The organism is Pacificibacter marinus (genome assembly GCF_018860505.1).
Classification (GTDB): domain Bacteria; phylum Pseudomonadota; class Alphaproteobacteria; order Rhodobacterales; family Rhodobacteraceae; genus Celeribacter; species Celeribacter marinus_B.
Window position 1 is genome coordinate 1 of record NZ_JAHKPU010000018.1, and the last position, 26,466, is coordinate 26,466.

Consider the following 26,466-nt stretch of genomic DNA (forward strand, 5'->3'; position numbering starts at 1 on the left):
ACGTACACGAGGCAAGACCAATATATCGCCGATGCAATTGGCGACATTCCTCAAAACATAAACTTTGCAATTCGTGGGTATGCTGCAAAAATATTCCTAGAGCTAAATGGCGTCACACCCCAAATCTCTAGTACGCAAGAGGCACTTACCGCAATCCAATTGGCGGCCCGTGCGACAAATTTCACAGCCTACATCGAGTGCACGCAAATCAACTAATTAGCTAGAAGCGCAACTCAGGCATGCCTTACGCGGCAGGTTTACTGATGGAGGCTGGGCAAAACCACTTCCCTTGCTTTTCTTTCAGGCCTTAGCTCAAACATGAGAATAACTTGCCTTTTAGTTCAAACTATTTAGGCGTTCGAACCACCTTAGCAAAACTCGAAGTGGGGGCAAAATGTGGGGCAAAAAAGATAGTATCCACCCTAAACATTTGAACTTAAACAAATATTTAGGGTGATATGGCGGAGGAACAGGGATTCGAACCCTGGGAGGACTTTCACCCTCGTCGGTTTTCAAGACCGGTGCATTCGACCACTCTGCCACTCCTCCGACGCGCTCTCTCTAGCGCCCTCTTTTCGATTCTAAAAGGCATGTAACGAAAAAAAATCAAAACAATTTCGCTTAGCTCGATTTTTCTATCCCTGTACGGACGTCGCAAGCCAGAAAACATGCCGTTTTTTGCCCATTGGCGCTTGCGGGGCTTTCCAGCGCGAGGGCAAGCCGCTAGACTGCAAAAAAATTAGACCGCACCAATGCCCAAAGCGGCAAGGCGGCCAAGGCAGAGCAGATCATTCGCGCATAAAACGCGGCACAAGTTCAAGGGGCATAGAGCATGCAATCGACAGGCACTCAAACACCAACCCATCGCCTAAAATCGCAGATCAAAAGCCGCCCCGTCATGCGCGCGGTGTTGATGCTGACCAGTGCAACATTTCTGGCGGCCTGTGAAGACGGACAAGGTGTAAACCTCTTTCAGAAAAAACCGAATGCTTCGGCGGAAGGCACGGTACAACAACAAACATCGACCAAAATCGTCGAGCGCGACATCGAAGCGCCAGATGTGTTTCAAGTCACAGCCAGCGGACTTTGGGATGGCAGACCCTCTTTGGGCGGCGTTTGGGTGGCCCATTCTGACGTCACAGATCCAGAGCGCGTCATCATCCGAAATTCTAAAAACGGCAAGTTTGTGATTGGCGCCTTGTTCAAGCGCGAACGCAGCACGCCTGGCCCTGAAATTCAAGTCTCCTCGGATGCGGCCGAAGCCTTGGGGCTCTTGGCAGGCAGCCCCGCTGAATTGAACATCACCGCGCTGCGCCGCGAGGAAGTCCCAGTTGCGACAGCCCCTGCACAGGTAGAGACACTCGCCCCCGCAGAAGCGATTGAGGCCACGCCACTTGATCCTATCGCTGACGCGGCTGCGACACTGGACGCGATTGCCCCAGCGGCATCCAGCGCACCGATTGCCAAACCCGTCGCGCCCCCCAAGACGACAGCCCCGAAACCTGTAGCGGCAAACCTGAGCAAACCGTTCATCCAAATCGGAATTTTCTCGGTCAAAGGCAACGCAGATCGCACGGTTGAAATGCTGGGGTCGCAAGGTCTTGTCGCGATCGTGAAAAACGGTGAAACCTCGGGCAAGGCGTTTTGGCGCGTGGTCGTTGGACCTGCCTCCAATGCAAATGAACGCAAAGATCTTCTCGCAAAAGTGAAGTCTGCGGGCTTCACTGATGCGTATTTTGTGACACATTAAGGCGTTACATCTCTGCGCAGGTTATCTGCGCATTCAATTTACGTTGGTCTGTGCGCCACCGTTTGACGCCAGAGACGAAAAGGATTGCATATTTATGCCCCATCTCTTGTCCCGCCTTGCCTGTGTTGTCGCGGCCTCCTGTGTGATTGCCACATCAGCCCTGCCCGCCTTCGCCTTTGAAACCCGTGCGCGGGCCGCTTGGGTTTATGACCTGACGACTGAAACGCTGTTGTTGGAAAAAGAAGCCGATACGCCGCTTCCCCCTGCTTCGATGTCAAAATTGATGACGCTCAACATGTTGTTCGAAGCCCTGCGCGATGGCCGCGTCACACTTGATACGCAGTTTTCTGTCTCAACACGGGCAAAGAACATGGGCGGATCGACGATGTTTCTGGATGAAACAGATCGCCCCACTGTCGAAGAGTTGATCCAAGGCATTATCGTTTTGTCTGGCAATGACGCTTGTGTTGCGGTGGCCGAAGGGCTTGCTGGCACGGAAGACAATTTTGCACGCCTGATGAATGAGCGCGCGCAGGCTTTGGGAATGGACAATTCGACCTTTGCCAATGCATCTGGCTGGCCAAGCCCCGCGCAGCGCATGTCGATGGAAGACCTCGGCATTTTGGCAACGCGTTTGATCAAAGATTTCCCTGAATATTACGGTTACTTTGGCCAACTGGAATTCCCTTACGACAATCGCGCACCGCAAAACCGCAACAATCGCAACCCTTTGCTGAAACTCGGCATCGGCGCGGATGGACTTAAGACCGGCCACACCCAAGAGGCAGGCTACGGACTTGTCGGCTCCGCGATGCAGGGCAATCGCCGTTTGGTTTTCGTTATAACGGGCCTCGCTTCAGAAGCAGAGCGCGCCCAAGAAGCCGAACGTATTGTCAGCTGGGGCTTTCGCCAATTCGCGCAAAAAACAATCGCGACATCAGGGCAAGAATTCGCCCGCGCCGATGTCTGGATGGGCAGCGAGACCAACGTAGGTCTTGTCGCGGCCCAAGACATGTCTTTGTTGCTGCCCGCGCCAATGTTGCAAGATATCAAAGGCGAGGTCGTCTATTCGGGCCCGCTACAAGCGCCAATTCTGCAAGGCGATAAGGTTGCAGAACTCGTGATTGATCGCGGCGATATGCCAGAGGCACGCTTGCCTTTGGTGGCGGACCGCACGATTGAGCGTGGCGGCGTTGGCCCTCGGTTGCGCACAGCCTTTAGCGTGCTGCGCACCAAGCTGACAACGTCATCCGACGCCGCTGATACAGTGGCCCAATAGGACCTAAATATGTTCATCAGTTTCGAGGGCATTGACGGCTCTGGCAAATCCACTCAAGCGCGCCTTTTGGCGGATTTTCTGCGCAATCAAGGTCATGACGTGATCTTGACCCGCGAACCTGGTGGATCGGCTGGCGCCGAAGAAATCCGCGCGCTGGTGCTGGAAGGCGAACCAGATCGTTGGTCGGCTGAAACCGAACTTTTGTTGTTCACCGCCGCGCGCCGCGACCATCTTGAAAAGACCATTCGCCCTGCGCTGAAGGCTGGACAAATCGTGATCTGTGATCGCTTTGCCGACAGCACGCGAGTCTATCAAGGCACCACACGCGGCGATCTGTTGGAGCGCGTGAATGCGTTACACGCGGCGATGATCGGGGTAGAACCAGACGTCACTATTCTGGTCGACATAGATCCCAGTCTTGGATTGTCACGCGCCAAGTCTCGCCAAACAGCAGAGGAACGGTTCGAAGATTTCGGCGTTGAGATGCAAATCAAAATGCGCAGCGCGTTTATGGAACTGGCAAAAAGTGCCCCCCGTTTCGTTGTCATCGAGGGCGCGCAAAGCATGGATGATGTGGCCAGTGATATTGCCGAGGCCATTCTGCCACGCTTGGCCGCAGCCGAAGGCCCCCACGCATGAGAGCCCCCGCCGGAGACATGGAGCTAGAGCCGGAAGCTGATCGTGCCCCCGGTGCGCCGCATCCGCGCGAAACCTTGCATTTGTTTGGTCAATCCAATGCCGAAGACGCGTTTTTGCAAGCCTTCAACACGGGGCGCTTGCACCATGCTTGGTTGATCACGGGACCGCGCGGCGTTGGCAAAGCGACACTGGCGTGGCGCATCGCTCGTTTTTTACTTTCTCAACCTGTGGGCGAGGCTGACGCGGGCTTGTTTGGGGATGCGCCCCCTGCCCCGACCAGCCTCGAGATTGGCCATGATACACCCGTCTATCGCCGCTCAGCACAATTGGCTGAACCGCGCCTGTGTTTGATCCGGCGTGCCTATGACGCAAAGAAAGGTAAGCACACTGCGCAGATATCCGTCGAAGAAGTGCGCAAACTGGGCGCGTTTTTTCACATGTCGGCCACGGATGGCGGACGCCGCGTGGTGATCGTGGACAGTGCCGATGACATGAATGTGTCCTCTGCCAATGCTTTGCTAAAAATGCTCGAAGAGCCGCCCAAAGATGCTGTGCTTTTGCTCGTGTCACACCAACCCTCGCGGCTATTGCCAACCATCCGGTCGCGCTGTCGCGAGTTACGCTTGGGGCATTTGGGCGGCGAAGATGTACGCCAAGCCCTTGACGCGGCAGGCTTTGATGCGGCAGACCAAAGCGACGCACTTGCTGAATTGGCAGCAGGCTCGGTTGGGGAAGCCTTGAGATTGACGAATTTGGACGGAATGGACGCGTATCGCGAAGTCGTTGCCTTGTTCGCAACGCTGCCCAAACTTGACCGCCCGCGTGCGCTCAAACTGGCGGAAAGCTGTGTGGGCGCTGCCAATGTTGATCGCTATGAGCTTATTTTGGGACTCATTGATCGGTTCTTGACCCGCATGGCACGTACAGGAGCAGGCCGTCCGCCACTTGTCGAAGCAGCCCGCGGCGAAGCCGAGGTCATGAGGCGTTTGGCCCCTGACAACATGGCGGCCAAAGACTGGGCCACAGTTCAACAAGAAATATCGGCCCGCGCGGCCCATGCCAAGGCGGTCAACCTTGACCCCGCAGCGTCGATCCTTGATATGGTATTCAAGATTAATGACACGGCGTCTCGCGTAGCCCGAACTCGATAAACCGCTGCGCGCCGCCACAGTTTAGAGCACCCGTAATGTCCGCATCTGATATGACGCCTGAAACCACAGCTTTGATCACCGACAGCCATTGTCACACGGACTTTCCCGACTTTGCAGATGAATTGCCGCAGGTGATTGAACGGGCTTTGGATGCTGGCGTACACCGAATGGTAACGATCTGCACCAAACTGAAAAACGTGCCACAGGTGCAAGCTATTGCTGAGGCCCATGCGCCGGTATTTTGGGCGGCGGGCACTCACCCGATGTCGGCGGCAGAGGAACCATTGGCCAGCGTTGAAGATTTGGTCAAACTGGCAGAACATCCGAAATTCGTCGGCATTGGTGAGACAGGTCTGGATTATCATTACAGCGCCGACAGTATGGGCATTCAACAGGAAAGCCTGCGTATTCATATTGAAGCAGCGCGTCAAACCGGCCTGCCTTTGATCATTCATGCACGTGCTGCGGATGACGATATGGCGCGTATTTTGACGGAAGAATTTAAGGCGGGCGCTTATTCATGCGTCATGCATTGCTTTTCCAGCTCACGCGCATTGGGCATGGCGGCACTCGATTTGGGGTTTTACCTGTCGATGTCTGGCATCACGGCATTCCCTAAATCATCTGAACTGCGCGAAATTTTCTGCGATGTGCCCAAGGATCGCATTTTGGTGGAAACAGACGCGCCCTATCTTGCGCCGCCGCCCTATCGCGGGCGTCGCAACGAGCCGTCTTATGTCGCCCATACAGCGCGCAAAGCGGCCGAGACTTTCGGCATGAATTACGCTGATTTCGCAGCTCAGACAGAAGCCAATTTTGAACGCCTGTTCACCAAGGCCGTGCTTTGAGCCTGACCTTTACCATATTGGGCTGTGGGTCCTCTGGTGGCGTGCCGCGCATTGGCGGCCTTTGGGGAGCCTGCGACCCGAAGAACCCAAAAAACACACGCCTGCGCTGTTCGGCTTTGGTTGAAAAAACCGGTTCAGGCGGCACCACAAAAGTGTTGATCGACACCTCGCCCGATATGCGCAAGCAATTGCTGGATGCCGAGGTCAGCCATTTGGACGGGGTGATTTATACCCACGCCCATGCGGATCACGTCCACGGCATTGATGATCTGCGCCAAGTGGTGTTTTCCATGCGCGAGCGGGTGAAAGTCTGGGCCGACAAAGACACGCAAAACGATCTTATTTCGCGTTTTGGCTATGCTTTTGTGCAACCTGAGGGCTCGAATTATCCCGCCATTTTGGACCTGCACGCCATCTCTGGCCCTGTGACGATTGATGGCGCTGGCGGGCCAATCACCTTTGATCCGATCAAAGTGAACCACGGCCAAATTGACGCGCTTGGGTTTCGCATTGGGGCATTGGCCTATATCCCTGATGTTTTAGAGATTTTTGAAGACAGCTGGCCCAAACTTATGGGGCTCGACACATTGGTCATCGACGCATTGCGCTATGAACCGCATCCCTCGCACGCGCATCTGGCACGGACACTGGAGTGGATCAAACGCGCCGCTCCCAGCACAGCCGTTCTCACAAATATGCACATTGATCTTGACTACGAGACCCTGCAAGCTGAAACCGAAGATCACATCACGCCCGCATTCGACGGTCTGACGATCCCCTTTAAGGACTAATCCTATGCAAGCGCTGCTCCAAGTCATTATGCCCGTCTTTTTGGTTGTGGGGTATGGCTATCTCTCGCGGGTACGGGGCTGGATTTCTGACGATGCCGTGGCGATGTTAATGAAGTTCGCCCAGAACTTTGCCGTGCCATTGCTGTTGTTTTCAGGCATTGCGCAAATAGATTTAGGCGAAACCTTTCACCTGCCGTTGCTGTTATCATTTTACATTGGCGCATTTTCAGGGGGTGCTTTTGCCTTTTGCGGAGCACGCTATCTGTTCAAACGCAGCCTGACAGACTCTGTTGCCATAGGTTTCGTCGGTCTGTTTTCAAACTGTATGTTGCTGGGCATTCCAATCACCGAGCGCGCCTATGGGATTGACGCGCTGGGGTGGAACTTTGCGATCATTTCGATCCACGCGCCATTGCTTTACGCGGTTGGGATCACCGCGATGGAACTCGCCCGAAACCATGGGCAAAATATATCTGCGATAAAGTTGGCCAAACAGGTTAGTTCGTCTATTTTGAAAAACCCATTGATCATCGGCATTTCAGCAGGCTGGGTCGTCAATGTCACGGGCCTATCTTTGCCCCTGCCCGTTTGGGACTCGATCAATCTAATGAAAAGCGCCGCTATTCCTGTGGCTCTGTTTGGATTGGGCGGCGTCTTGGTGCGCTACCGTCCCGAGGGCGACATGCGTATCATCGCCTGGACTGTCACGGCATCGCTGTTGGTGCATCCTTTGATCACCTATGGCTTGGGCCACTTTGTTTTTCATTTAGAGGTCGGCCCACTCAGGTCTGCTGCGCTTACAGGTGCAATGGCCACAGGCGTCAATGGCTATTTGTTTGCAGATATGTACGGATCGGCAAAACGTGTAGCAGCCTCGTCTGTGTTGATCGGCACGGGGCTTTCGGTGTTGACCCTTTGGTGCTGGCTCGCCATTTTACCTTAAGGCGCGCGCGCCACGTTGTGGCAAACTACAGGCCTGAGCGCCGCGCATGTTCATAAAAATAAGGTTCAAAAATCGCCTCTTTGGGTTTCGATGCGATCCCTACCCCGTGACCCCAACGGGATACCACCTTCGAAAAAAGACGACACATTTGTAAACAGTGCCTTTAAAAACCCCTTATCTTTCACGTATGAACCTCAAACCTGCCCAATTTGAGCCTCAATCCTCCGTCATTTCATCCATCAAGACGACCGAACTGCGCCCTGTGGTTTGATCTGTAGTTTTGAGGTTATTGATATGCCAGTGTTCGACGTAAGATTTTATAATATTGATCCAGCATCCTTTTTGGGAGAGACGGGATCTTCATCCACCTATACTGGCCCCCAAATAGCCGCAGGCGTTGCCGCAATCACTGACAACGGCACAGGGGCCGATGGGCTAGGCTTGGATGATGACGGCGCTGGCGAGGGCGCCACGACTGCGGTTGTGTCACTCGATGGCGACACCTCAACCAATGCAGCTGTTGATGCAGAACGTGTGTGGACCGTTCAAGACACCACAACAGGTGAAATTTTTCAAATCGCGCAGTTCGATGTTGAAAGCGGCGATGCGCAAGGGCTTTACACTCTGTCCGAGGTGCCTCTTGTTGTAGGGCACACCTATGAAGTCCTAAACAATGACACTTACGCGGTTATTGCAGACGGCGAAGAGGCCTTTACCTATGCCGATTACCAAGACGGCATCGTCGAGGGCACCAGCGGCAATGACACGATAGATTCCTCATACGTTGAACCAAACGGCGGTGATGTGATCGACGGCGAAACCACAACGTCTAACGTTTTTTCATGGGAGGACTACGCCGAAGATGGCGTCGATCTCTCAGGTTCAGATGGCTCCATGGTTGTCGGCGGCATCGAGGTCTCCATCAGCTATAATGACGAAGGTCCGGGCTATTCTGCTGCCGTGTCCGACAATACAATCTACACCGAAGCGGGCGAAGATTTCGACACTGACAGCTCTCTGAAGCTGCGCGGCAACAATTCGAACGGCAACGGCAACGGCAGCGGGTCCGATACCTCTACTTTGATCATCGATTTCGATCAGGCAGACGGGTCTGAAATGAATTCAGAAGTCGAAAACGTGACATTCCGCATTTCCGATATCGATGTGGGAAGATTTGTCGACACTCTTACGATCACAGCATCGGACGACTCTGGTCAGCCCGTCACAGTCCTCGTGACATCTGCCGGAGATGTATCTGTCGCGGGCGACACGGCAACAGGCGTTTCCAGCACATCCTCGGCGGATGCAGATGGATCGATTCTTGTCACCATTGCGGGCCCAGTATCATCCATTGAAATCGATTACGGCAACGATGGCACAGGCGACCAAGGCGTCAACATTTCTGACATCCATTTTGACAGCGTGTACGCAGATTACGACGACACGGTTGAAGCAGGCGACGGCGACGATTTTGTCGAATCTGGTCTCGGCGATGATGTTGTCTCAGCTGGCGCTGGTGATGACACTGTGTCGGGTGGTGAGGGTGATGATATCCTGTTCGGCGACCAAGATACCGAACCATCGACCACAACGGTGGGATCAAATCTGATCACAAATGGCACCATGGAAGCGACAGGCACCAAGGTAAACGGAGCTGTCGACACGAATGTGTCAGGTTGGACGAGTATCCTTGACGGGGATATCGTAAGCAAGTCTGAGGTCTGGAACGGGTCTCTTGACGGGGTCAGCAATGCCGTCGGCGACACCTATGTCGAATTGGACAACGATACCGGCGTCGACGCCATCAGCCAGACAATCGCGACAACAGCAGGCACGTCCTATGTCCTAAGCTTCGATGCCGCACTTCGCAACACTGGTGGCGACGATGGCATCGAGGTCTACATCGACGGCGAGCTCGTGGATGTGATCAGACCGGGCGATGCAACTTGGGACACCTATACGGTCGAATTCACAGGCACCGGCGACGACACCACAATCGAGTTCAGTGAAATCGCCAGTGAAGACGACAAACGGGGTGTGCTGTTAGACGACGTGTCCGTCATGGAAGTATCCTATGTCGTTGACCCCGATGCGGTCACCGACGGTGACGACATCATGGACGGCGGCGACGGCGATGATACAATTTACGGTCAAGGCGGCGATGACACCCTGAGCGGCGGCGCGGACAATGACTTCATCGATGGTGGCAGTGGCGACGACACGATTTACGGTGGCACTGGCGAAGACACGATTTACGGCGGTGAAGGTGATGACACCATCTACGCTGGCAGCGGCGATACGATAGACGGCGGAGACGGTGATGACACATTCATCATTGACCCTTCTCAGCTTGAAGGCAATGCAAACCCGCTCAACCCAGATGTGATCACCATCATCGGCAGCGAGACTGGCGAAGACGGTGGCGGCGATACTTTGGACATGAACGGCCTTATGGTACCTGGGTCCGTTGTGCGCGATGCTGGCGACGATGAAAGCGGGTATGCCACACTGACGGACGGCACGATCATTCGATTTGAGAACATCGAAACCTTGATCTGCTTTGGTCGTGGCACCCGCATCGAAACCCCGTATGGCCCACGCCGCATCGAGACGCTGAAGGTGGGCGATCTGGTTATCACCCGTGATCACGGGCCTCAGCCGCTGCGCTGGATCGGGTCGCGCGGCGTTGAGGCCAAAGGCGACTTTGCCCCGATCCAGATCAAATCTGGCGTATTGGGCAACACAGCCGATCTGATTGTATCACCGCAACATCGTATGGTCTTGGACGGGTGGCGCGCCGAGATGTTGTTTGGCGCGAATGAAGTTTTTGCAGCCGCCAAGCACCTGATCAACGACACCACCATTGTGCGGCGTGAGGGCGGATTTGTGGAATACTTCCACATGATGTTCGATGCCCATGAGGTCGTTTTTGCTGAAAGCGCTGCCTCAGAAAGTTTCCACCCTTCTGATTTGTCTTTAACTGGGGTGGCTGACGAGGCACGCGAGGAATTGTTCAAACTGTTTCCAGAACTGCGTACGATGCCAACGGGACACGGGCCAACAGCACGCCTATGTTTGAAAGCACATGAAGCGCGGTTGTTGATGACATAAACCAACCACGCTCGGAAATGTCAAAACGCCCAACTGATGTTGGGCGTTTGGGGCGTTAAATGAGTGCTTTCTTTGCTCACCCGCCGCCAGCCTGACCATATTCTACAAGGTCAAACGGGGCAAATATGCCTCATGAAAATGTTGTTTGGTGAGACGGACAGACATGCCCGCCCCTATCGCTTAAACAACAACTGTTCCGCGAAACGGCAAGTTGTTTGCAATCGTGAACTTCATACCATCGAGCAATTGAACCAGATCAGGGCGTGCAGATGGTGCGTTTGAAATGGCCGCAACAACGATATTACCAGCTGGATCAAGGCAGAAAATGCCCGGCTCAGCAAAACGCGCAATCGCGTCACCGTTGTTTGCTGGTTCAGTGATATACAGGCCCAGCTCGACCATTTGATCGACAGTCAGACCGTAGCCCACATCCATGCTCCATTTGTATTCAGCGATATCTGCTGCAGCGCGCTCTTCAGTGTCTGCGGACATCACTTTGATCGTGAACCCTGCATCTTCCCATTCAGATTTCATCGCTTCCAAACCGTTGAGGTAGTTTTTGCAACGACCACAATGGCGACCACGGTACACGATGAACAAGGTCCACCCTTCGGTCGCCCCGCCAATATTCATGGTTCCACCACCGAGTTGTGGAACAGAAATGGCAGGGATAGGAGCCCCAACGGTTGGTTTTGCCTGTGCGTTCATAGCGTGAAGTCTCTCATATAAAGTAATGTTATCTGCCTCAGCGGCAGGATTTTGACCCGTCTTTGAGTATACAGCGCTCCCTCTTGAGTCAATAGTCATATGATGTCATACGTCATATGTGAAATAAAGTCAGCCTGAGCTTGTGATTGCATTGATCTCATGTATGAAACCTCTGAATGCATGCCCCAAAGCCATCGAAATCAAAGGACGCAGTAGGAGAATTACGTTGCACGACCAACCGTCACCAACCACATCAAAACGTCCGCGCCTAAGTGTCGACGTTGCCAACCGACTGCGTAAAATGATTGATGATCGTCAATGGGTTGCCGGACAGCAGCTTCCCACAGAACTCAAGTTGATCGATATGTTTGGTGTCAGCCGCACTGTCATCCGCGAGGCCATTTCAGCCCTTGGTGCCGAAGGGCTGGTCCAACCCCAACACGGCCGCGGTGTGTTTGTGGCTGAACATCTGCCCACCCGCCCGTTTCGCTTTGGTGACACAAGCATCGATGAAACCACGCACATCCGCCAAAGCATGGAACTGCGGCTTGGGATCGAAACAGAGGCCGCCACCTTGGCCGCAGCCCGTCGCACAGATGCAGAACTGGCCGAGATAAAACGCGCCCTAGACGCTATCAACCAACTGAACGCTGAGAGCGTCGGAGGTGCCGCCGAAGACTTTCATTTCCACGTCAAAATTGCCGAAGCGACCCACAACAGCTATCTTGTGGACTTCATGAATTTCTTAGGCACGCCCATCATCCCGCGCGTGGTTTTGCGCCTTGATTTTGGCGCAGAACGCGATGCCTTTTTTGAAGAGTTAATTGAACACCACAACGCGATCTATGATGCGATTGAGGCCCAAGACCCCGAGGCTGCGGCAACAGCCATGCGTATTCACCTGTCACGTGGCTTGGTTGTGAATCGCGCAGTTTAAAACAACGCCGCAGGCAATCTTTCCAAAATGCAGCCCCCCTCACACAAGCGGCAGCATCACGCCCATTGCGTGTGCAATCAGACCAAAATCTGCCTCAGAGACAGCAAAAGATCCGCGCCGAAACGACATGCCCCAATGTTGAATATCTTCAATAAAGCCAAGGCCTTGCAACATCGGCCTTATCGGCGCGGGTCTTGCTTCGAAATAGGTCACATCGCGCCGGTAAGGGTGAAATCCGGGCGCTTGTTCGACTTGATAAACCTCACTTGTCACCACACCGATAGCGGTAAAGGCCTGCACGGTTGCCCCTTCGCCCATTCCTTCGCGCGGTGCATAATAGGCGATCAAATCCCCCACATTCAGACGCTTGATCGGGGTGTGCTTGCCGTGCCCCAATTGGGCAAAGCCCTCGGCACGCCCCCGTGCCACGTGACGCGCCGCCGCGACGCCAATCCAATAGCGTCGCGGGGCGGTTGCGACACCTGTGCCGCCAAAAAGATCATACTCAGGTGCCATGATATTACGCCGCAGCCATCAACGCATCTTTGGCGCGCGCCTCATAAGCTTGCAAGGCAGGACCATCGATCGCTTCGCCCACACGTTTGAGCCAAGCTTGCACCGTGCTGTAATCCGGCGTTAAATGCGGGGCCCATTGGAATGCTGAGGCCATAATCAAATCAGCCACAGTGATTTTATCGCCCACTAAGAAAGGCTTATCACCCAAACCTGTGACGATGTGGTCCCCCACCTCTTTCATCGTGCGAAAATTATTGACCACAATTGGATGGTCGATTTCGGCAAAATGCGTCACCATCGCAGGCTCTAAGACGCCGCAGTAATAAGTCATCCATGACAAGAATGCACCGCGCCCCGGCTGGCCAGCAGCCACCCCCAACGGGCAGCCGTAAAGCTCATCAAGGTACATCATGATGGCAACGCTTTCGCGAATGTGTTCACCATCATCCGCGATCAGGTAGGGCACTTTGCCCTCGGGATGCGCGTTGTTTGGATCAACACGGCCAGAGCCGTCAGCTTTCACAATATCGACGTTGATTACTTTTATATCTTCCAGTTTTCCCATCATCATAAGCTGGACAATAATGCGTGTGGCGCGTGTCTCAGGGGCATAGTAAAGTGTTGGCATGATTTGGCCTCTCGTTTTTGGCTTTGCGTTATGTCGCCGTTGTGCCACCCTTCTGCTGACAATTCCTGTCAGTATGCTTATGCGATAAAACCCTATGGCCAAATCAGATCGACTGTTCAGATTACTTCACCTTATCCGCGGCTTGACCCCGCCAGTGACGGCCTCGCGATTGGCCGCAACGATGGAGGTATCAGAGCGCACAATATACCGCGACATCGACAGCCTGCGCGCAGCAGGCGCACAGATCGAAGGCGAGGCAGGATTGGGCTATACTATGACCGAAGACATCGCCTTGCCGCCGCAAACCTTTACACAATTGGAAATCGAGGCGCTGACTTTGGCCTTGTCAGATGTGAACCAACGCTGTGATCCCGCTTTGGCGGCGGCGGCCTCGGACGCTTTGACAAAAATTCTAGCCACCCTGCCCGAGCGCCAGCAACGCCAAGCCGCTCATGCGGTGAATTTGGTACACCGGCTGCACCGCCCTGCGCCCCCTGCCATCGACATGAGCGCACTGCGCGAGGCGATGTGGGCCGAAGAGGCGCTGGACTTAACCTACACAGACGCAAAGGGAAATGTCACTCAGCGGCGCATTTATCCGCTGACGCTATCCTATCATGACCAAGCGGTCATGGTGCTGGCATGGTGCTGTACACGCCAAGATTTTCGCATGTTTCACACCACACGCATCTCGGCCTACGCACGCACCAGCGAAAGCTTTCGCCCCCGCCGCGTGCCACTGTTACGAGACTACATTGCCCATCTGCGAACGCGTGATGCCAAACATGGCGTCAGACCGCGACCAGATCGTCGTTAAAATACACCGTTAGCTTACCGCTTGCTTTAGATTTACGCGATCGATCAAGGCCTGTGCGCTTTCAACACGCTCAGAATAGCGATCAGTCAAAGCAGGGCGCGAACGGGCCATATAAGTGAATTTGACCAGTTCCTCCATCACATCTGTGATCCGCATCAAATAGGGCGAAGGCTTCATCCGCCCCGCTTCGTCGAATTCATTCCATGCTTTGGCCACAGAGGACTGATTGGGAATGGTCACCATCCGCATCCAACGCCCCAGAATGCGCATTTGATTGACTGCGTTAAAGCTTTGCGAGCCGCCACAAACCTGCATCACCGCCAGCGTTTTGCCTTGGGTTGGTCGCACGGCGCCCATGGATAGCGGAATCCAGTCGATTTGTGCCTTTAGAATACCTGTCATCGCGCCGTGGCGTTCGGGGCTAGACCAGACCATACCTTCAGACCATTCGGCCAATTCGCGCAGCTCGACCACTTTGGGATGATCGGGATCGCAAGCATCAGGCAGAGGCAGATCGCGTGGGTCAAAGATTTTGACCTCGCAACCATACCACCGCAACAAACGTGCCGCTTCTTCGGCGGCCAAACGCGAAAAGGACCGAACCCGCAGGGAACCGTAGAGCACCAAAATACGCGGCGCATGGCCGTCGTCTTTCGCGCCAGCATAGTCACGCCAGTCAATCGATTTGAGTTGAGCTTCATCAACGGCGGGCAAAGTATCAGTTGCGGTCAGCGTCATGGTGTCACGACCTCGCCGTCTTCTTTTGTATAGCTCGCAGGCGGGTTTTCCATAATCGTAAAGACCTTTTCAGAGGGACGGCATAGCGCGGTGCCTTTTGACGTGACGACAAATGGTCGGTTGATCAAAATCGGGTGCTGCATCATCGCGTCTAAAATCACCTCATCCGAAACGCTTCCATCGCGCAGACCCAAGTCTTCGGCCTCTTTCTGTTTGGCGCGCATCGCAGAACGTGGTGTTTCGCCAGCCTCTTTGATCATCGCGACCAATTCATCCCGCGTTGGTGGCGTTTTCAGATATTCAATCACCTCGATACCTTCGCCAGTGCTTTGCAAGATTGCCAGCGTATTGCGCGAAGTGCCGCATCTTGGATTGTGGTATATTTTAATCATGATGTCAGACCTTTAGACGTATTGTTTGATGTTGTCCCACAACAAGGCGCAACCATATTGATGACAGGGGCGCAAGTCTCTGGTGCGCCACCGCAGCAGTCTTCCAGCATAAACCGCAGCAGGGCATTTAACCCATCCATGTTTGAACGATAGATGATGCTGCGCCCTGCCCGTGTGCTGGTGATCAGCCCCGCTTGCGCAAGCTGCGACAGGTTTTGCGAGGTGGTGTTGGCCTTGGCGTTCAACGCCGTGGCGATATCGCCAGCCGCCATCCCGTCAGGGCCAGCTTTGATCAGCAGACGAAAAGCTTCCAGCCGCAAGGGTTGGCTGAGGGCGGCGAAGGCTGTGAGAGCTTGATATGAATCCATATTTCATGAATTAACGAAATAATGATGATTTTGCAAGATCCATTTTACACTGTTTATGGATTTTCAACATATACCTGTCACCCTATGGCTTATGAAAACCCTGCTGCCCGCGCTTCCCTTACCGACCACAGAGCTTTTGATCGGCCTGCCCCTTATCATGATGATGATATTGGGCACCTGAGACCATTGTAATGCCTTCATCTGTGACCTAGTTTTACGCAACCGTCATCGAGGAGGACACCATGACAGAACGCACCCAAGGATTTGACACATTGCAAATTCACGCAGGCACAGCTCCGGACCCCGCCACCGGCGCGCGCCAAGTTCCAATTTATCAAACCACTGCTTATGAGTTTCGTGATGCAGAACATGCTGCGAAATTGTTCAACCTAGAAGAAGTCGGCTACATCTATTCGCGCCTGACCAACCCGACGGTGGCAGCATTGCAAAACCGCATCGCAGCACTTGAAGGCGGTGTGGGCGCTGTTTGTTGCTCATCTGGCCACGCGGCGCAGATCATGGCGCTATTCCCGCTCATGCAGCCAGGCACAAATATCGTTGCATCGACAAGACTTTACGGCGGGACACTCACTCAATTCAGCCAGACATTCAAACGCTTTGGCTGGTCTGCAACCTTTGTCGATTTCGACGATCTGGACGCCGTGAAAGCAGCGATTGACGACGACACCCGCGCGATTTTCTGTGAAACCATCGCCAATCCCGGCGGCTATATCACCGACCTCGATGCAGTATCCGTGATTGCAAAAGATGCAGGCATTCCGCTGATCGTCGACAACACCACAGCCACGCCTTACCTGTGTCGCCCGTTTGATCACGGCGCCACTTTGGTGGTGCATTCGACCACGAAATACATGACCGGCAACGGCACTGTGACTGGCGGCTGTGTTGTGGATTCGGGCAATTTCGACTGGATGGCCTCTGACAAATTCCCATCGCTCAGCCAGCCCGAGCCTGCCTACCACGGCTTGTGCTTTGGCGCGGCTTTGGGACCAATGGCGTTCACCTTCCACGGCATCGCCATTGGGCTGCGCGATCTCGGTATGACCATGAACCCGCAAGGCGCACATTACACGCTGATGGGCATTGAAACCCTATCTTTGCGGATGCAACGCCATGTGGAAAACGCAGCTAAAGTCGCGGAATGGCTGGAAAAAGACCCCCGTGTTGAGGCTGTAACCTACGCAGGTTTGGAGTCATCCCCTTACAAAGAACGCATGGCCCGCATCTGTCCAAAAGGCGCTGGTGGCTTGTTCACCGTGGCGCTCAAAGGCGGCTATGACGCTTGTGTGGCGACCGTGGATAAGATGGAGCTGTTTTCCCATGTGGCCAACTTGGGCGACACGCGGTCCTTGGTGATCCACCCTGCGTCCACCACCCACCGTCAGTTGCCTGAGGCAGATCAAATCAAAGCCGGCGCGTCGCCAAATGTGCTGCGCTTGTCCATCGGCATTGAAGATGTGGCGGATATTATTGCTGATTTAGATCAAGCTATGGCATAGCGCCGATCACTCAAGCTATTCAGTAGCGCCAAAGACTATGAAGTGACAAAACCCGCTCTCATTTGAGGGCGGGTTTTTCTTTGATTATCTAATATGATGTCATTTCGTTTTTCCCTCCCACATCCAACCAAATGCTGGATATGTAGACTTTTCCGCCTCTGAGCCCGCAGTGATTGGTCAGGCATTTTCGTGATCAGGAAACGAGTCATTTGTGGACTGTGCTTGTTTTTCCTCCGTCGCTGGCGGAACAACGAGTCCAACGGTTTCAAACCTAGAAAACCATGAGATAGCCAAGAACATAGTCGCACACAGGATGAGGAAACCGAGGAAGTTTGGCTCATCCCCCCCCGAGCCGGACGATACGTACTTAGCACTTCAACCTGACTGACAAGCCCCCCCATACCAAGACTTATGATGACAACAGATGGCATAACCAGCAGGAAAAAACGTATATAACGTCCGATGCCGCCCTTTAGATATAGCCATTTCCCACAGCCTCCGCAGATGTGAAAATCAAATCTGTTATACCCCTTAGAAGGATTGGTCTTTGCTATCAGGTTCGGGGGCTGCACGCGCTTGCAGCTCGGGCAACGAATGCCAACAAACTTTGACCATCTCGTTGGGGAACTCCCCTTTTGCACGGAACTCAAGCGAGGCGGCTTATGAACAGTTCGTGACACGTGCTATCAATCCAATCATGCATTTCGATCCTTGACTATGCACCAAACTCACTCAGCCTCCTTGGCGATCTCGGACTTGATGTATTTGTCCATGATCTCGCCTGTAACGCTGACCCATTCTGTTTGGAGCATCTCAGACAGATACCTTCATTTATCAGGAAAAGTCCAAAGCTCTGAATCAGCTTGAATCGCTGCAACCACGCCTTCTGCGCGCACCAATGCATCTTGAAACGGGCCGTCTAACCCTATGTAATCCACTTCAATTTCAGCCAGAAAAGCAGATACATCACAAGCAGCCTCCCCCCTTCTCAGCCGTCCTGCAGCCTGTACCAAATAGGTGTCATATTCATCCGCGAACGACAGGCAGTCCTCATCGTTCCATTTTTGGCCCTTAGGAAGCAGGCCAATTGGGTCCCACAGTGACCAACCGATGTCTCTTAATCGTGATAGCTTAAGCTTTGGCAGGGGCGTTAATGGCGGATCAAGTAATGGCATTAGACCTCTCAAAATATCTGATAGTTAAACACAGAACGAAACAACTCAAAAAAATTTATTGGCTCAAAGCAGTCATCATTTTCGCCTAAAAGCCCCCCCCTACTCAGCCGCCTTGGCAATCTCGGGCTTGATGTATTTGTCCATGATCTCGACTGTAATCGGCCCCGCAAAACGGTATGTGATCTCGCCCTCAGCATTCAAAATATAGGTCTCGGGCACGCCGTATAGCCCCCATTCAAGCGCTGTGCGCCCTGGTGCATCTGCGCCTATAGCCGTATAAGGATTTCCCAGGTCTGCCAAGAACCCAACAGCGGCATCCGCTTTGTCTTTGTAATTGATGCCATAGATGGTCACCCCCTCCTCTGCCATGGTTTCCAACTGAGGGTGCTCGGCACGACATGGGGCGCACCAAGAAGCCCAGTAGTTGACCAATTTGACGCCACCTGTGCGCAGCATGTCATCACTCAGTGGCGCGAGATCGCCAAGGGGTGTCACTTGCGCAATCGAGGGCGCGTCTTTGCCCGCTTTGGCAGAGGGCAATTGGTCAGGGTCTTCGCGGTTCATGCCAAAGATGAACAGGCTGGCCAGCCCAACGAACAAGACAGGTGGCAGGGCCATAAGGGGAGAAAATTTAGCCATTGGTTTTGCGGCGCTCCTCGGCAGCTTGTAGACGTTTTTTGATACGGGCAGCGCGGATCAGCGACAGCGCGATCAGCCCTCCCAGCAACACGAATGTGATCCCGTAGGCGGCGAAAACATCGCCCGCGTATTTTCCCAAATCAGGCATCATCCTTGAACCCTTTCGCGCATCTCAATAGCGTGCAGGCGGCGCGCCCGAATTTCTGTACGGGTGCGTAAAATCACCAGCGCCAAGAACAATAATACAAAGCCCGCGAGCGCCACCAAGGCCGGATACCAAAACACATCCGCGACGTTTTCAGCCTTGTCCAACGACAAGGACGCGCCTTGGTGCAAACCTTGGTTCCAAAAGTTCACCGCATAGCGTGACAGAACGGCAAAGACAGACCCGACAAGGCATAAGACTGAGGTGAGATCTGCGGCTGTGTCGGGGTCTTCGATGGCTTCCCAAAGCGCTAAGTATCCGACATAAAACAAAAATAGGATCAAAAATGACGTCAGACGCGGGTCCCATTCCCAATATGTGCCCCACATCGGCTTGCCCCAAATCGCGCCGGATGCCAACGCGATCAATGTCATCACCATCCCCACAGGTGCGGCAGCTTTCGCGGCCAGCACAGACACATGGTGGCGGCGGATCAGCCAGATCAAGGAGGCAACCAGCATCATCAGCCAAGCGTTGATCGCGATCATAGCAGAGGGCACATGGATATAGAAAATCTTGACAGTAGCGCCCTGACGATAATCATCTGGAGTGAAAAAGAACCCCCAAACCAACCCCGCTAGAAACAGCACAGCCGCAAAAATGGAGATGACAGGCAAAGCCTTGTCCGTCCAAGTCATAAACTTGCGCGGATTTGCCCATTCCCAAAGTGACGCCATGTGTTTCTCCCCGATTTGACGCTCACCTTAGGGGGTCGCGTCGGTGTTCTCAACTCAACATCGCGTTATTGCGTTCTGCCGCATTCCAGCTCAAATATAAGGCAAAATACTTTAACGCAATGATATGCGAATGGCTGCGGCTGCGGCAAAGGGCAGCAAAGCAATCGCCCCCGCCGAAATCCCGCCTTGCATCAACAAAGGTGTCATGACGTCAAAGCCTTGCGCGCCACGTCGGACCACTTCGGCCCCGAAAATCAATGTCGGAATATAAAGTGGCAAAACGAGCAGGCTCATCAACAACCCACCACGTTTGAGCCCCACAGTGATCGCCGCCCCAAAGGCACCGATGAATGACAAAGCGGGCGTGCCAATCAACAACGTGACGATCAGCCAAGTATAAGCCGCCCCATCAAGGTGTAGCAAAACACCCAACATCGGGGCTGCGATTACCAAAGGCAGGCCTGTAGTGATCCAATGCGCCAAGGCTTTCATCGCGACCAAACCTTCGAGCGGCACAGGGGCCGTAGCCAAAAGATCAAGCGAGCCGTCCTCGTAATCAAGCGCAAAAATACGGTCCAACGATAGCAGACAGGCCAGCAAGGCCCCCACCCAAAGCACTCCAGGGGCGATGGCGGCAAGGCGTTCGGAATTGGGGCCGACCCCAAAGGGTACAAGCGTGACAAGGATCAAAAAGAATCCCAAGCCAAGGCCAAATCCGCCGCCAGCACGCAGCGCCAAAATGAGATCGCGCATCAGAAGCCGGATCATAAAAAGGCCTCGTCAAAAGCGCCGGACATGACTTGGGGATCGGCGCGAAACGGGGCGACATCCAAGACCTGCGCGTCAAAGCCAAGGTCGATATGGGTGGCCACGATCAAAGCGCCCCCTTGAGCGATATGATTGGCGACAGCTGCGGCAAACAAGGCGACTGATGCCGCATCGAGCGACACCGTCGGTTCATCCAAAACCCAAACTGGGCGGCCCGTGACCAACAACCGCGCCAGACCCAAGCGGCGTTTTTGACCAGCAGACAGATTGCCCGCAAGCCGGTCCGCGAGGGCCGTCAGATCAAAGGCGGTTAGCGCAGGTTCAATGTCGCCGCCGCCATAAACGCCTGCCCAAAATTTCAGATTTTCAGCAGCCGTCAGGGTCGATTTCAATCCATCGGCATGAGCGGCATAGGCCACGGCATCATCAGCGCAAGTGACAGTGCCCGACAACGGTGATTGCAGCCCTGCCAATGTGCGCAACAACGTGGTCTTGCCTGCCCCATTGGGACCACGCAGCACCAAGACTTCGCCTGCCCCGACAGTAAAATTAAGGCCTTCCAAAACAGGAATACCGCCGCGCGCAATGCTAAGATTGGTGACAGATAGGATGCTCATGAGGTCAGCCTACAGGCATTTATGCAGGCATCAAACAGGTAAGAGTGCCACAGCGACACGGCGGCCCTCTGAGGCCAAGATATTATAACTGCGACATGCGGTTGGGGTCGCCATAACTTCGGCCCCGATGCCCGCGTCATCAAGCGAACGCCGCAGGTCCGCTGGCAAATAGGCCAACTGTTCACCGGTGCCAAAGACGATAAAATCAACCTGACCTTTGAGAGCCAGCAAAGGCGCTGCATCATCAAAGCCGCCCCAAGCCGACACATCCGCCGCCAACATCAACATCGCGCCTGTATGCACTTCGCCTTGAACTCGAAAGAACCCTGGACCGTAGCTGTCAATCGGCACAGCGCCGTCAAAGGCCATCTCATTAATATGCATCATGCGCTCCGTTTATGGCGTGTGATTTGTCAAAGTGGTCAGCAGAGCGGATTAAACCGCGCTGCCATCTGCTTGAATACCAGGTGTCGGATCTTTCTTTTCCCAGTCGCGTTTCACACCGAGCCACAGCAAGATGTTGGATGCAACAAAGACCGAAGACCACGTCCCGACAACGACACCCAAAGTCATGGCGAAGACAAAGCCACGGATCACATCACCGCCCAAAACCAATAGAGCGATCAAAGCGATCAAAGTGGTGCCAGAGGTCATGATTGTCCGCGCCAAAGTGTCGTTGATCGACAGGTTCAAAATACCAGACAGCGGCATCTTTTTATACTTACGTAGGTTTTCACGCACACGGTCAAACACAACAACAGTGTCATTGAGCGAATACCCCACGATGGTCAAAAGCGCCGCGATAATCGTTAAATCGAACTGGATTTTGAAAATCGCGAAAATACCAATGGTGATGGCAACGTCATGGACCAAGGCCACAACAGCGCCCACGGCGAACTGCCATTCAAAGCGCAACCAGATGTAGAACAGCACCGCGCCAATGGCTGCCATAACAGCCAAGACAGCTGTCGTGATCAACTCACCCGACACTTTAGGACCAACAGATTCCACGGATGGGAAAGTGATCGTAGGGTCAACGGTTTGCAAAGCTTCTTCAACAATGGCGATGGTTTCAGGCGTAACAGCTTCGACTTCGTCTTGCGCCTCAATCCGCACCATGGCCACATGTTGGTCTTCGTCAAAGGTTGGATCAAACACTTCGGTGATGGTTATATCGCCAAGCCCTAAAGGCTCCATCGCGGCACGATAATCCGAGACGCTGACAGCGCTTTCAGACTGGGTGCGAATGGTTGTGCCACCACGAAAATCGATGCCAAAGTTCAGCCCGAACATAAAGAACGCAACCACAGCCGCGATCACCATAGCCCCTGACAGGCCAGAGGTGTATTTGCCCAATTTGAAAAAATCGACGGTGGTATCGTCACGCACAAGTTTGACACCTTTGAGCGTCCAGCCCTTGCGGTTCTTGCGGTGATACCAGATCGCCACCATCGCGCGTGTCACATAGATCGCGGTGAACACGGATGTCAAAATGCCCAAGGCCAAAGTCACAGCAAAGCCTTTCACCGGACCAGATCCCATAACGAACAAGATAGCCGCGGTAATAAAGGTTGTGATATTGGCATCGACAATCGCCGACAGGGCTTTCTCGTAACCAAGCTCAATCGCGCGCCCCGGCCCTTTCGAGGTTTTCAATTCTTCGCGAATACGCTCGAACACCAACACATTGGCGTCCACAGCCATACCCACGGTCAACACGATCCCCGCGATGCCGGGCAATGTCAGCGTCGCGCCAATGGCGGACAAGAACCCAAACAAGATCGCAACGTTGATGATCAAGGCGATATTGGCGAACATGCCAAACAACCCGTAAGCCAGCCCCATGAACACAAGCACAGCGGCAAACGCGACCATTGTTGCGATCTTACCGGCTGCGATGGAATCTGCGCCAAGCTCTGGCCCGATGGTGCGTTCCTCAAGGAAATTGATTTTGGCAGGCAAAGCCCCAGCGCGCAGTAAAACAGCCAATTCGGTGCTTTCCTCGATGGTGAAATTGCCCGAAATCTGACCAGAGCCGCCACGAATGGCCTCGTTGATCACAGGGGCAGAAATCACTTCGTTGTCCAAGACAATCGCGAAAGGCGCGCCAACATTTGCCGCAGTGTAGTCGCCAAATTTGCGGGCCCCCGATGGGTTGAACCGGAAGGTCACAGCAGGTGCGCCGTTTTGGTCAAAGGCTGGCTGGCTGTCGGTCAATTCGTCGCCTGTCACGACAGGCGTGTCTTCCAACACGTAGTAAACGCCATTGCCCGAAATATCAGCGGCAAGGAAATTGCGTGCGCCGGGGGCTTGGTCAGGGTTCGATGTCTGACCTACAACAGGGTGGAACGTCAGTTTGGCGGTGGTGCCAATCAAGGACTTCAGCTCTGCTGCAGATCCGATCCCAGGCACCTGAATAAGAATACGATCTTCGCCTTGACGCTGGATCGTTGGTTCGCGTGTGCCGACCTCATCCACACGACGGCGAATGATCTCAAGCGATTGCTGCATGGTGCGATCGTCTGTTGCGGCACGTTCGGCCTCTGACAGCTCAATCGAAATCACGTCATTGTTGGCACTCACCACGATGTCGTTTTGTCCTGCTGCGGTCAAAGACACCACAGGCGTGGACAAAGCGCGGACTGTGCGCAATGCGGTTTCCATTTGGTCCGCATTGGAAATACGCACCCGCAACAAACCGTCGGGCGCGTCTAGGCGGCGGATCGTGCCGACTGTGGCACGCTCATCGCGCAAAGCGTCGCGCACCGCGGGCCAATAGCCGTCCATACGTGTCGCGTAGACCTCGTTCACGTCCACTTCGCCCAACAAATGCGCCCCGCCGCGCAGATCAAGCCCGAGATTAACCACGTTAGACGCCAGCCATGAGGGCCAAGCGTCGCGTTCGGCCGCCAAGATTTCTGTCTCTCCAGAGGTTTCAATCGTGGCTATCGCCTGATTGTGGGCGTCAACGCGGTTGTAAAACCCGTTGGGCAAGGCTGCATAAAGACCGAGGGCAACAAAGCCCCAAATTACGATCCGTTTCCAAAGAGAGAAGTTGAGCATGTCACAGCCTATATGCGGGGGCGCGGGTGCAAAGAAAATCGCAGAATGCGCGGATTATTTTAGAGGTTTTAAAATGATCGTCTTAAAGCTGTCGTGTTAAAACAGTCTTTCAAACGATCGCCTTAAAACAATCAAAGGCCCGCAGTTGCGCAGGCCTTTGTGTAATATATCAAACGCTTAGGACGCTGGCTCTGTTTTGGAAACCACATTCGCCAATGTGCCTTTGAGAACGCGCACTTTAACGCCTTCAGCGATTTCGACTTCCAATTCGCCGTCTTCTTTCACTTTGGTCACTTTGCCCAAAATCCCGCCTGCTGTCACAACCGTATCGCCGCGACGCACCGCTTCGATCATCGCTTTGTGCTCTTTGGCTTTTTTCTGCTGTGGGCGGATCATAAGGAAATACATGATCGCGAAAATCGCAATCAGTGGCACAAATTGCATAATTGGGTTTGCGCCTGCGCCGCCTGCGGCCTGAGCATATGCTGGAGTTACGAACATTAAGTCGTCCTTTTGATAGCTGCACAAAGGCCATCCCTTGTGCGAAAATTACAAAGCAAGAGGCAGATTCCACCCCCCAAGTCGACGCGCACCCTATGCGCCAACGCAGGACTTGGCAAGCGACCCTTGGGCCAACAAACAACACCTTTGTCGCGTTTCAAGCGTGACATCTGCACCTGTTGCCGTTGATATAGGGAGGATTTTGAGAATTTAAATTTGATTGGCCGAAAAATGAGCGAGAAAAACGGATTTTTGGACCTGATAACGCAGATTGATAGCTTTATCTTTCACCCGCTAACGCTTGGGTTATGCGGTTTCGCTGTATTTTGCGCGATCTTGGTTTTTGTGATGAACAACACCAAAACCGGCAAACCAAACCCGCTCAAGTTCTCAGAGACCGTATGGCTCAACTTCGTCTATTGGTTCGCAATATTCTTTGCGCCGATCCTTGCGATCATTTTTGTGTCGATCTTGGCGATGCTCGCAAAAGTTGGCGTTCGAATTCTAACAGACAACACGACTGGCATTCTGGGACAAAACAACCTGCGCTGGTATGTCTTGTCTTTCGTCGGATTGCTCACTGCCCTCGGCGGTATCATTGGCACACCGCTGGCATTGATCAGGGTCCACACGACAGAGCGGCAGACCAAGACCGCAGAGAAAAACCTGATAACCGACACCCTAAACAAAGCTGTAACCAATCTCGGTGCTGAAAAAACAGTTAGGCGTGAAGCCAACAATGAATTCATTGAAAAGTCTGTGCCAGCACTTGAGGTGCGCAGCGGCGGTCTCTTGGCACTCGAACGGCTCGCCCGAGACAATCACGACTTTCACATTGAGGTAATGGAAATTTTGACCGCCTATATTCGCCACAATGCTCAGGCATACGTAGAATATAAAGGCGAAATCGATGCGCCAATTCGCCCGAGGGACGATTTGATTACAGCCCTAAGCGTCTTATCACGACGAACCGAGCAACAGCGTCGTATCGAAAAAGACAACCGCTACAAACTTCAACTCAATGACACTTCGTTTGCAGGCCTCATCCTTTCAAACCGCGACCTGTCGGGCATTGTATTTGATCGCACAGATTTTATCGGATCAAGCTTAGATCGAGTTAACTTTTCCAATAGCTCGCTGGTCAACACTGACTTTGAAAAAGTCACTCTACGCAGATGTCGTATCAAAGAAATTACTACCGCACAAACAAACTTTTCAGCTGCAAATTTCATAAATATGTATATTGAAATTTCGGAAATCGAAAACGGCTTTGGGGCTAATGCCTTTGCCAAGTTTAACTTTTGTAAAATCAATTTTAACGAAAAAGGTGCGCATTATCTTGCCCCCATGGAATTCAGCAACTGTAGCTTTGAATCTAATTGTCTAATCAACAAATCAGAAAACTACATAGCTAAATGCGCATTTCGAAGGTGCGATTTTAAAGATAGTGGCGTTCAACAAAAACAACTTAACGCTGCATATGGCGCTCAAAACTGCATCCTTCCAACCGAACTAAAGACTCCAAAGCATTGGGAGGACGAGTACGGAATTACACCTTCTATGTGGCACAAGCATATCGAGGAGTTCAAAAACAATTTTGATGAAATCCCGTTCTAACCCCTTCCCCTTCGCGCCCCATTTCGTCCATAACTCCAACAAAGTTACATAATCCAAGGACTCCCCCG

The 26,466-nt window shown here is 53.5% G+C and carries 27 protein-coding genes, 1 tRNA gene and 1 pseudogene; 13 read left to right on the top strand and 16 right to left on the bottom strand.

The window, feature by feature from the left end; all coding sequences use genetic code 11:
• Positions 1-216, top strand: a pseudogene (locus tag KO503_RS03965) (hypothetical protein); the annotation flags it as partial.
• Positions 217-459: 243 nt separating this feature from the next.
• Here the strand turns inward: KO503_RS03965 and KO503_RS03970 are convergent.
• Positions 460-549 (bottom strand) — tRNA-Ser (locus KO503_RS03970).
• A gap of 283 nt (positions 550-832) precedes the next feature.
• Here KO503_RS03970 and KO503_RS03975 point away from each other — a divergent pair.
• From KO503_RS03975 to KO503_RS17880, 8 genes are all read left to right on the top strand, one after another.
• Complete coding sequence (locus tag KO503_RS03975; RefSeq protein WP_252730934.1) at positions 833-1,750, top strand: SPOR domain-containing protein; 918 nt, start codon at positions 833-835, stop codon at positions 1,748-1,750.
• A 94-nt stretch (positions 1,751-1,844) separates the two neighbouring features.
• Positions 1,845-3,029 (top strand): D-alanyl-D-alanine carboxypeptidase family protein, encoded by a 1,185-nt coding sequence (locus tag KO503_RS03980; protein ID WP_215990278.1) that lies wholly within the window; start codon positions 1,845-1,847, stop codon positions 3,027-3,029.
• A 9-nt stretch (positions 3,030-3,038) separates the two neighbouring features.
• Positions 3,039-3,668 (top strand): dTMP kinase, encoded by a 630-nt coding sequence (gene tmk, locus KO503_RS03985; RefSeq protein WP_215990279.1) that lies wholly within the window; start codon positions 3,039-3,041, stop codon positions 3,666-3,668.
• On the top strand, positions 3,665-4,819 hold the full coding sequence (locus KO503_RS03990) for a DNA polymerase III subunit delta' (protein ID WP_215990280.1): 1,155 nt from the start codon (positions 3,665-3,667) through the stop codon (positions 4,817-4,819). Before tmk ends, KO503_RS03990 begins: the two co-directional genes overlap by 4 nt.
• Before the next feature lie 35 nt (positions 4,820-4,854).
• Positions 4,855-5,667, top strand: coding sequence for a TatD family hydrolase (locus tag KO503_RS03995; RefSeq protein WP_436836507.1), 813 nt, complete (start codon positions 4,855-4,857; stop codon positions 5,665-5,667).
• Positions 5,664-6,458, top strand: coding sequence for an MBL fold metallo-hydrolase (locus KO503_RS04000; protein ID WP_215990281.1), 795 nt, complete (start codon positions 5,664-5,666; stop codon positions 6,456-6,458). The genes KO503_RS03995 and KO503_RS04000 overlap by 4 nt, the downstream gene beginning before the upstream one ends.
• Positions 6,459-6,462: 4 nt before the next feature.
• On the top strand, positions 6,463-7,401 hold the full coding sequence (locus KO503_RS04005) for an AEC family transporter (RefSeq protein ID WP_215990282.1): 939 nt from the start codon (positions 6,463-6,465) through the stop codon (positions 7,399-7,401).
• 294 nt (positions 7,402-7,695) lie between these two features.
• A complete protein-coding gene (locus tag KO503_RS17880) occupies positions 7,696-10,512 on the top strand; it encodes a Hint domain-containing protein (RefSeq protein WP_215990283.1) in 2,817 nt (938 codons plus the stop codon).
• A 180-nt stretch (positions 10,513-10,692) separates the two neighbouring features.
• Here the strand turns inward: KO503_RS17880 and KO503_RS04015 are convergent, their stop codons facing one another.
• Entirely contained in the window at positions 10,693-11,220 is a 528-nt protein-coding gene (locus KO503_RS04015; RefSeq protein WP_215990284.1) for a redoxin domain-containing protein, read from the bottom strand.
• Positions 11,221-11,383: 163 nt separating this feature from the next.
• On the opposite strand from KO503_RS04015, the gene KO503_RS04020 reads away from it, so the two are divergent.
• A complete protein-coding gene (locus KO503_RS04020; RefSeq protein WP_215990285.1) occupies positions 11,384-12,157 on the top strand; it encodes a FadR/GntR family transcriptional regulator in 774 nt (257 codons plus the stop codon).
• Positions 12,158-12,196: 39 nt separating this feature from the next.
• Here the strand turns inward: KO503_RS04020 and KO503_RS04025 are convergent, their stop codons facing one another.
• Both KO503_RS04025 and KO503_RS04030 read right to left on the bottom strand, forming a co-directional pair.
• Positions 12,197-12,673 (bottom strand): EVE domain-containing protein, encoded by a 477-nt coding sequence (locus KO503_RS04025; protein ID WP_215990286.1) that lies wholly within the window; start codon positions 12,671-12,673, stop codon positions 12,197-12,199.
• A 4-nt stretch (positions 12,674-12,677) separates the two neighbouring features.
• Positions 12,678-13,301, bottom strand: a complete 624-nt coding sequence (locus KO503_RS04030) for a glutathione S-transferase family protein (protein WP_215990287.1) — start codon at positions 13,299-13,301, stop codon at positions 12,678-12,680.
• 94 nt (positions 13,302-13,395) lie between these two features.
• Between KO503_RS04030 and KO503_RS04035 the strand changes: the two genes are divergently transcribed.
• Positions 13,396-14,118, top strand: a complete 723-nt coding sequence (locus KO503_RS04035; RefSeq protein ID WP_215990288.1) for a helix-turn-helix transcriptional regulator — start codon at positions 13,396-13,398, stop codon at positions 14,116-14,118.
• Positions 14,119-14,127: 9 nt separating this feature from the next.
• Here the strand turns inward: KO503_RS04035 and arsH are convergent, their stop codons facing one another.
• Genes arsH through KO503_RS04050 form a run of 3 tightly spaced genes read right to left on the bottom strand, consistent with a single transcriptional unit; the run spans position 14,128 to position 15,616 of the window.
• Positions 14,128-14,856: an arsenical resistance protein ArsH gene (gene arsH, locus KO503_RS04040; RefSeq protein ID WP_215990289.1), complete on the bottom strand. Its 729-nt coding sequence runs from the start codon at positions 14,854-14,856 to the stop codon at positions 14,128-14,130.
• The gene (arsC, locus tag KO503_RS04045) at positions 14,853-15,248 is read right to left on the bottom strand and encodes an arsenate reductase (glutaredoxin) (protein WP_215990290.1); all 396 of its coding nucleotides are present in this window, start codon (positions 15,246-15,248) and stop codon (positions 14,853-14,855) included. Before arsC ends, arsH begins: the two co-directional genes overlap by 4 nt.
• Positions 15,245-15,616, bottom strand: coding sequence for an ArsR/SmtB family transcription factor (locus KO503_RS04050; RefSeq protein WP_215990291.1), 372 nt, complete (start codon positions 15,614-15,616; stop codon positions 15,245-15,247). Before KO503_RS04050 ends, arsC begins: the two co-directional genes overlap by 4 nt.
• Positions 15,617-15,858: 242 nt before the next feature.
• On the opposite strand from KO503_RS04050, the gene KO503_RS04055 reads away from it, so the two are divergent.
• Positions 15,859-17,136 (top strand): O-acetylhomoserine aminocarboxypropyltransferase/cysteine synthase family protein, encoded by a 1,278-nt coding sequence (locus KO503_RS04055; protein WP_215990292.1) that lies wholly within the window; start codon positions 15,859-15,861, stop codon positions 17,134-17,136.
• 827 nt (positions 17,137-17,963) lie between these two features.
• Here KO503_RS04055 and KO503_RS04060 read toward each other — a convergent pair.
• The 9 genes from KO503_RS04060 to yajC form a co-directional block, all read right to left on the bottom strand.
• Complete coding sequence (locus KO503_RS04060) at positions 17,964-18,311, bottom strand: hypothetical protein (protein ID WP_215990293.1); 348 nt, start codon at positions 18,309-18,311, stop codon at positions 17,964-17,966.
• Between the two features lie 99 nt (positions 18,312-18,410).
• Positions 18,411-18,950: a DsbE family thiol:disulfide interchange protein gene (locus KO503_RS04065; RefSeq protein WP_215990294.1), complete on the bottom strand. Its 540-nt coding sequence runs from the start codon at positions 18,948-18,950 to the stop codon at positions 18,411-18,413.
• A complete protein-coding gene (ccmD, locus tag KO503_RS04070; RefSeq protein ID WP_215943325.1) occupies positions 18,943-19,101 on the bottom strand; it encodes a heme exporter protein CcmD in 159 nt (52 codons plus the stop codon). The genes KO503_RS04065 and ccmD overlap by 8 nt, the downstream gene beginning before the upstream one ends.
• Positions 19,098-19,832, bottom strand: a complete 735-nt coding sequence (locus tag KO503_RS04075; protein WP_215990295.1) for a heme ABC transporter permease — start codon at positions 19,830-19,832, stop codon at positions 19,098-19,100. Before KO503_RS04075 ends, ccmD begins: the two co-directional genes overlap by 4 nt.
• A gap of 111 nt (positions 19,833-19,943) precedes the next feature.
• The gene (ccmB, locus tag KO503_RS04080; protein WP_215990296.1) at positions 19,944-20,600 is read right to left on the bottom strand and encodes a heme exporter protein CcmB; all 657 of its coding nucleotides are present in this window, start codon (positions 20,598-20,600) and stop codon (positions 19,944-19,946) included.
• Positions 20,597-21,217 (bottom strand): heme ABC exporter ATP-binding protein CcmA, encoded by a 621-nt coding sequence (gene ccmA, locus KO503_RS04085; RefSeq protein WP_215990297.1) that lies wholly within the window; start codon positions 21,215-21,217, stop codon positions 20,597-20,599. Before ccmA ends, ccmB begins: the two co-directional genes overlap by 4 nt.
• Positions 21,218-21,247: 30 nt before the next feature.
• Positions 21,248-21,601 carry an Mth938-like domain-containing protein gene (locus tag KO503_RS04090; protein ID WP_215990487.1) on the bottom strand — a complete coding sequence of 118 codons (354 nt, stop codon included), beginning with the start codon at positions 21,599-21,601 and terminating at the stop codon, positions 21,248-21,250.
• 51 nt (positions 21,602-21,652) lie between these two features.
• Positions 21,653-24,280 carry a protein translocase subunit SecD gene (gene secD, locus KO503_RS04095; RefSeq protein ID WP_215990298.1) on the bottom strand — a complete coding sequence of 876 codons (2,628 nt, stop codon included), beginning with the start codon at positions 24,278-24,280 and terminating at the stop codon, positions 21,653-21,655.
• 177 nt (positions 24,281-24,457) lie between these two features.
• Complete coding sequence (gene yajC / locus KO503_RS04100; RefSeq protein ID WP_215990299.1) at positions 24,458-24,781, bottom strand: preprotein translocase subunit YajC; 324 nt, start codon at positions 24,779-24,781, stop codon at positions 24,458-24,460.
• Between the two features lie 231 nt (positions 24,782-25,012).
• Here yajC and KO503_RS04105 point away from each other — a divergent pair, with 231 nt between their 5' ends.
• Positions 25,013-26,398, top strand: a complete 1,386-nt coding sequence (locus tag KO503_RS04105) for a pentapeptide repeat-containing protein (protein ID WP_215990300.1) — start codon at positions 25,013-25,015, stop codon at positions 26,396-26,398.
• The last annotated feature ends 68 nt before the right edge of the window (positions 26,399-26,466 follow it).

Excerpts from the sequence above, each read along its gene's own strand:
- KO503_RS03975 (WP_252730934.1), top strand. The coding sequence starts at position 833 with ATGCAATCGACAGGCACTCAAACACCAACCCATCGCCTAAAATCGCAG.
- KO503_RS03980 (WP_215990278.1), top strand. The coding sequence starts at position 1,845 with ATGCCCCATCTCTTGTCCCGCCTTGCCTGTGTTGTCGCGGCCTCCTGT.
- tmk (WP_215990279.1), top strand. The coding sequence starts at position 3,039 with ATGTTCATCAGTTTCGAGGGCATTGACGGCTCTGGCAAATCCACTCAA.
- KO503_RS03990 (WP_215990280.1), top strand. The coding sequence starts at position 3,665 with ATGAGAGCCCCCGCCGGAGACATGGAGCTAGAGCCGGAAGCTGATCGT.
- KO503_RS03995 (WP_436836507.1), top strand. The coding sequence starts at position 4,855 with ATGTCCGCATCTGATATGACGCCTGAAACCACAGCTTTGATCACCGAC.
- KO503_RS04005 (WP_215990282.1), top strand. The coding sequence starts at position 6,463 with ATGCAAGCGCTGCTCCAAGTCATTATGCCCGTCTTTTTGGTTGTGGGG.
- KO503_RS17880 (WP_215990283.1), top strand. The coding sequence starts at position 7,696 with ATGCCAGTGTTCGACGTAAGATTTTATAATATTGATCCAGCATCCTTT.
- KO503_RS04015 (WP_215990284.1), bottom strand. The coding sequence starts at position 11,220 with ATGAACGCACAGGCAAAACCAACCGTTGGGGCTCCTATCCCTGCCATT.
- KO503_RS04020 (WP_215990285.1), top strand. The coding sequence starts at position 11,384 with ATGAAACCTCTGAATGCATGCCCCAAAGCCATCGAAATCAAAGGACGC.
- KO503_RS04025 (WP_215990286.1), bottom strand. The coding sequence starts at position 12,673 with ATGGCACCTGAGTATGATCTTTTTGGCGGCACAGGTGTCGCAACCGCC.
- KO503_RS04030 (WP_215990287.1), bottom strand. The coding sequence starts at position 13,301 with ATGCCAACACTTTACTATGCCCCTGAGACACGCGCCACACGCATTATT.
- KO503_RS04035 (WP_215990288.1), top strand. The coding sequence starts at position 13,396 with ATGGCCAAATCAGATCGACTGTTCAGATTACTTCACCTTATCCGCGGC.
- arsH (WP_215990289.1), bottom strand. The coding sequence starts at position 14,856 with ATGACGCTGACCGCAACTGATACTTTGCCCGCCGTTGATGAAGCTCAA.
- arsC (WP_215990290.1), bottom strand. The coding sequence starts at position 15,248 with ATGATTAAAATATACCACAATCCAAGATGCGGCACTTCGCGCAATACG.
- KO503_RS04050 (WP_215990291.1), bottom strand. The coding sequence starts at position 15,616 with ATGGATTCATATCAAGCTCTCACAGCCTTCGCCGCCCTCAGCCAACCC.
- KO503_RS04055 (WP_215990292.1), top strand. The coding sequence starts at position 15,859 with ATGACAGAACGCACCCAAGGATTTGACACATTGCAAATTCACGCAGGC.
- KO503_RS04060 (WP_215990293.1), bottom strand. The coding sequence starts at position 18,311 with ATGCCATTACTTGATCCGCCATTAACGCCCCTGCCAAAGCTTAAGCTA.
- KO503_RS04065 (WP_215990294.1), bottom strand. The coding sequence starts at position 18,950 with ATGGCTAAATTTTCTCCCCTTATGGCCCTGCCACCTGTCTTGTTCGTT.
- ccmD (WP_215943325.1), bottom strand. The coding sequence starts at position 19,101 with ATGATGCCTGATTTGGGAAAATACGCGGGCGATGTTTTCGCCGCCTAC.
- KO503_RS04075 (WP_215990295.1), bottom strand. The coding sequence starts at position 19,832 with ATGGCGTCACTTTGGGAATGGGCAAATCCGCGCAAGTTTATGACTTGG.
- ccmB (WP_215990296.1), bottom strand. The coding sequence starts at position 20,600 with ATGATCCGGCTTCTGATGCGCGATCTCATTTTGGCGCTGCGTGCTGGC.
- ccmA (WP_215990297.1), bottom strand. The coding sequence starts at position 21,217 with ATGAGCATCCTATCTGTCACCAATCTTAGCATTGCGCGCGGCGGTATT.
- KO503_RS04090 (WP_215990487.1), bottom strand. The coding sequence starts at position 21,601 with ATGCATATTAATGAGATGGCCTTTGACGGCGCTGTGCCGATTGACAGC.
- secD (WP_215990298.1), bottom strand. The coding sequence starts at position 24,280 with ATGCTCAACTTCTCTCTTTGGAAACGGATCGTAATTTGGGGCTTTGTT.
- yajC (WP_215990299.1), bottom strand. The coding sequence starts at position 24,781 with ATGTTCGTAACTCCAGCATATGCTCAGGCCGCAGGCGGCGCAGGCGCA.
- KO503_RS04105 (WP_215990300.1), top strand. The coding sequence starts at position 25,013 with ATGAGCGAGAAAAACGGATTTTTGGACCTGATAACGCAGATTGATAGC.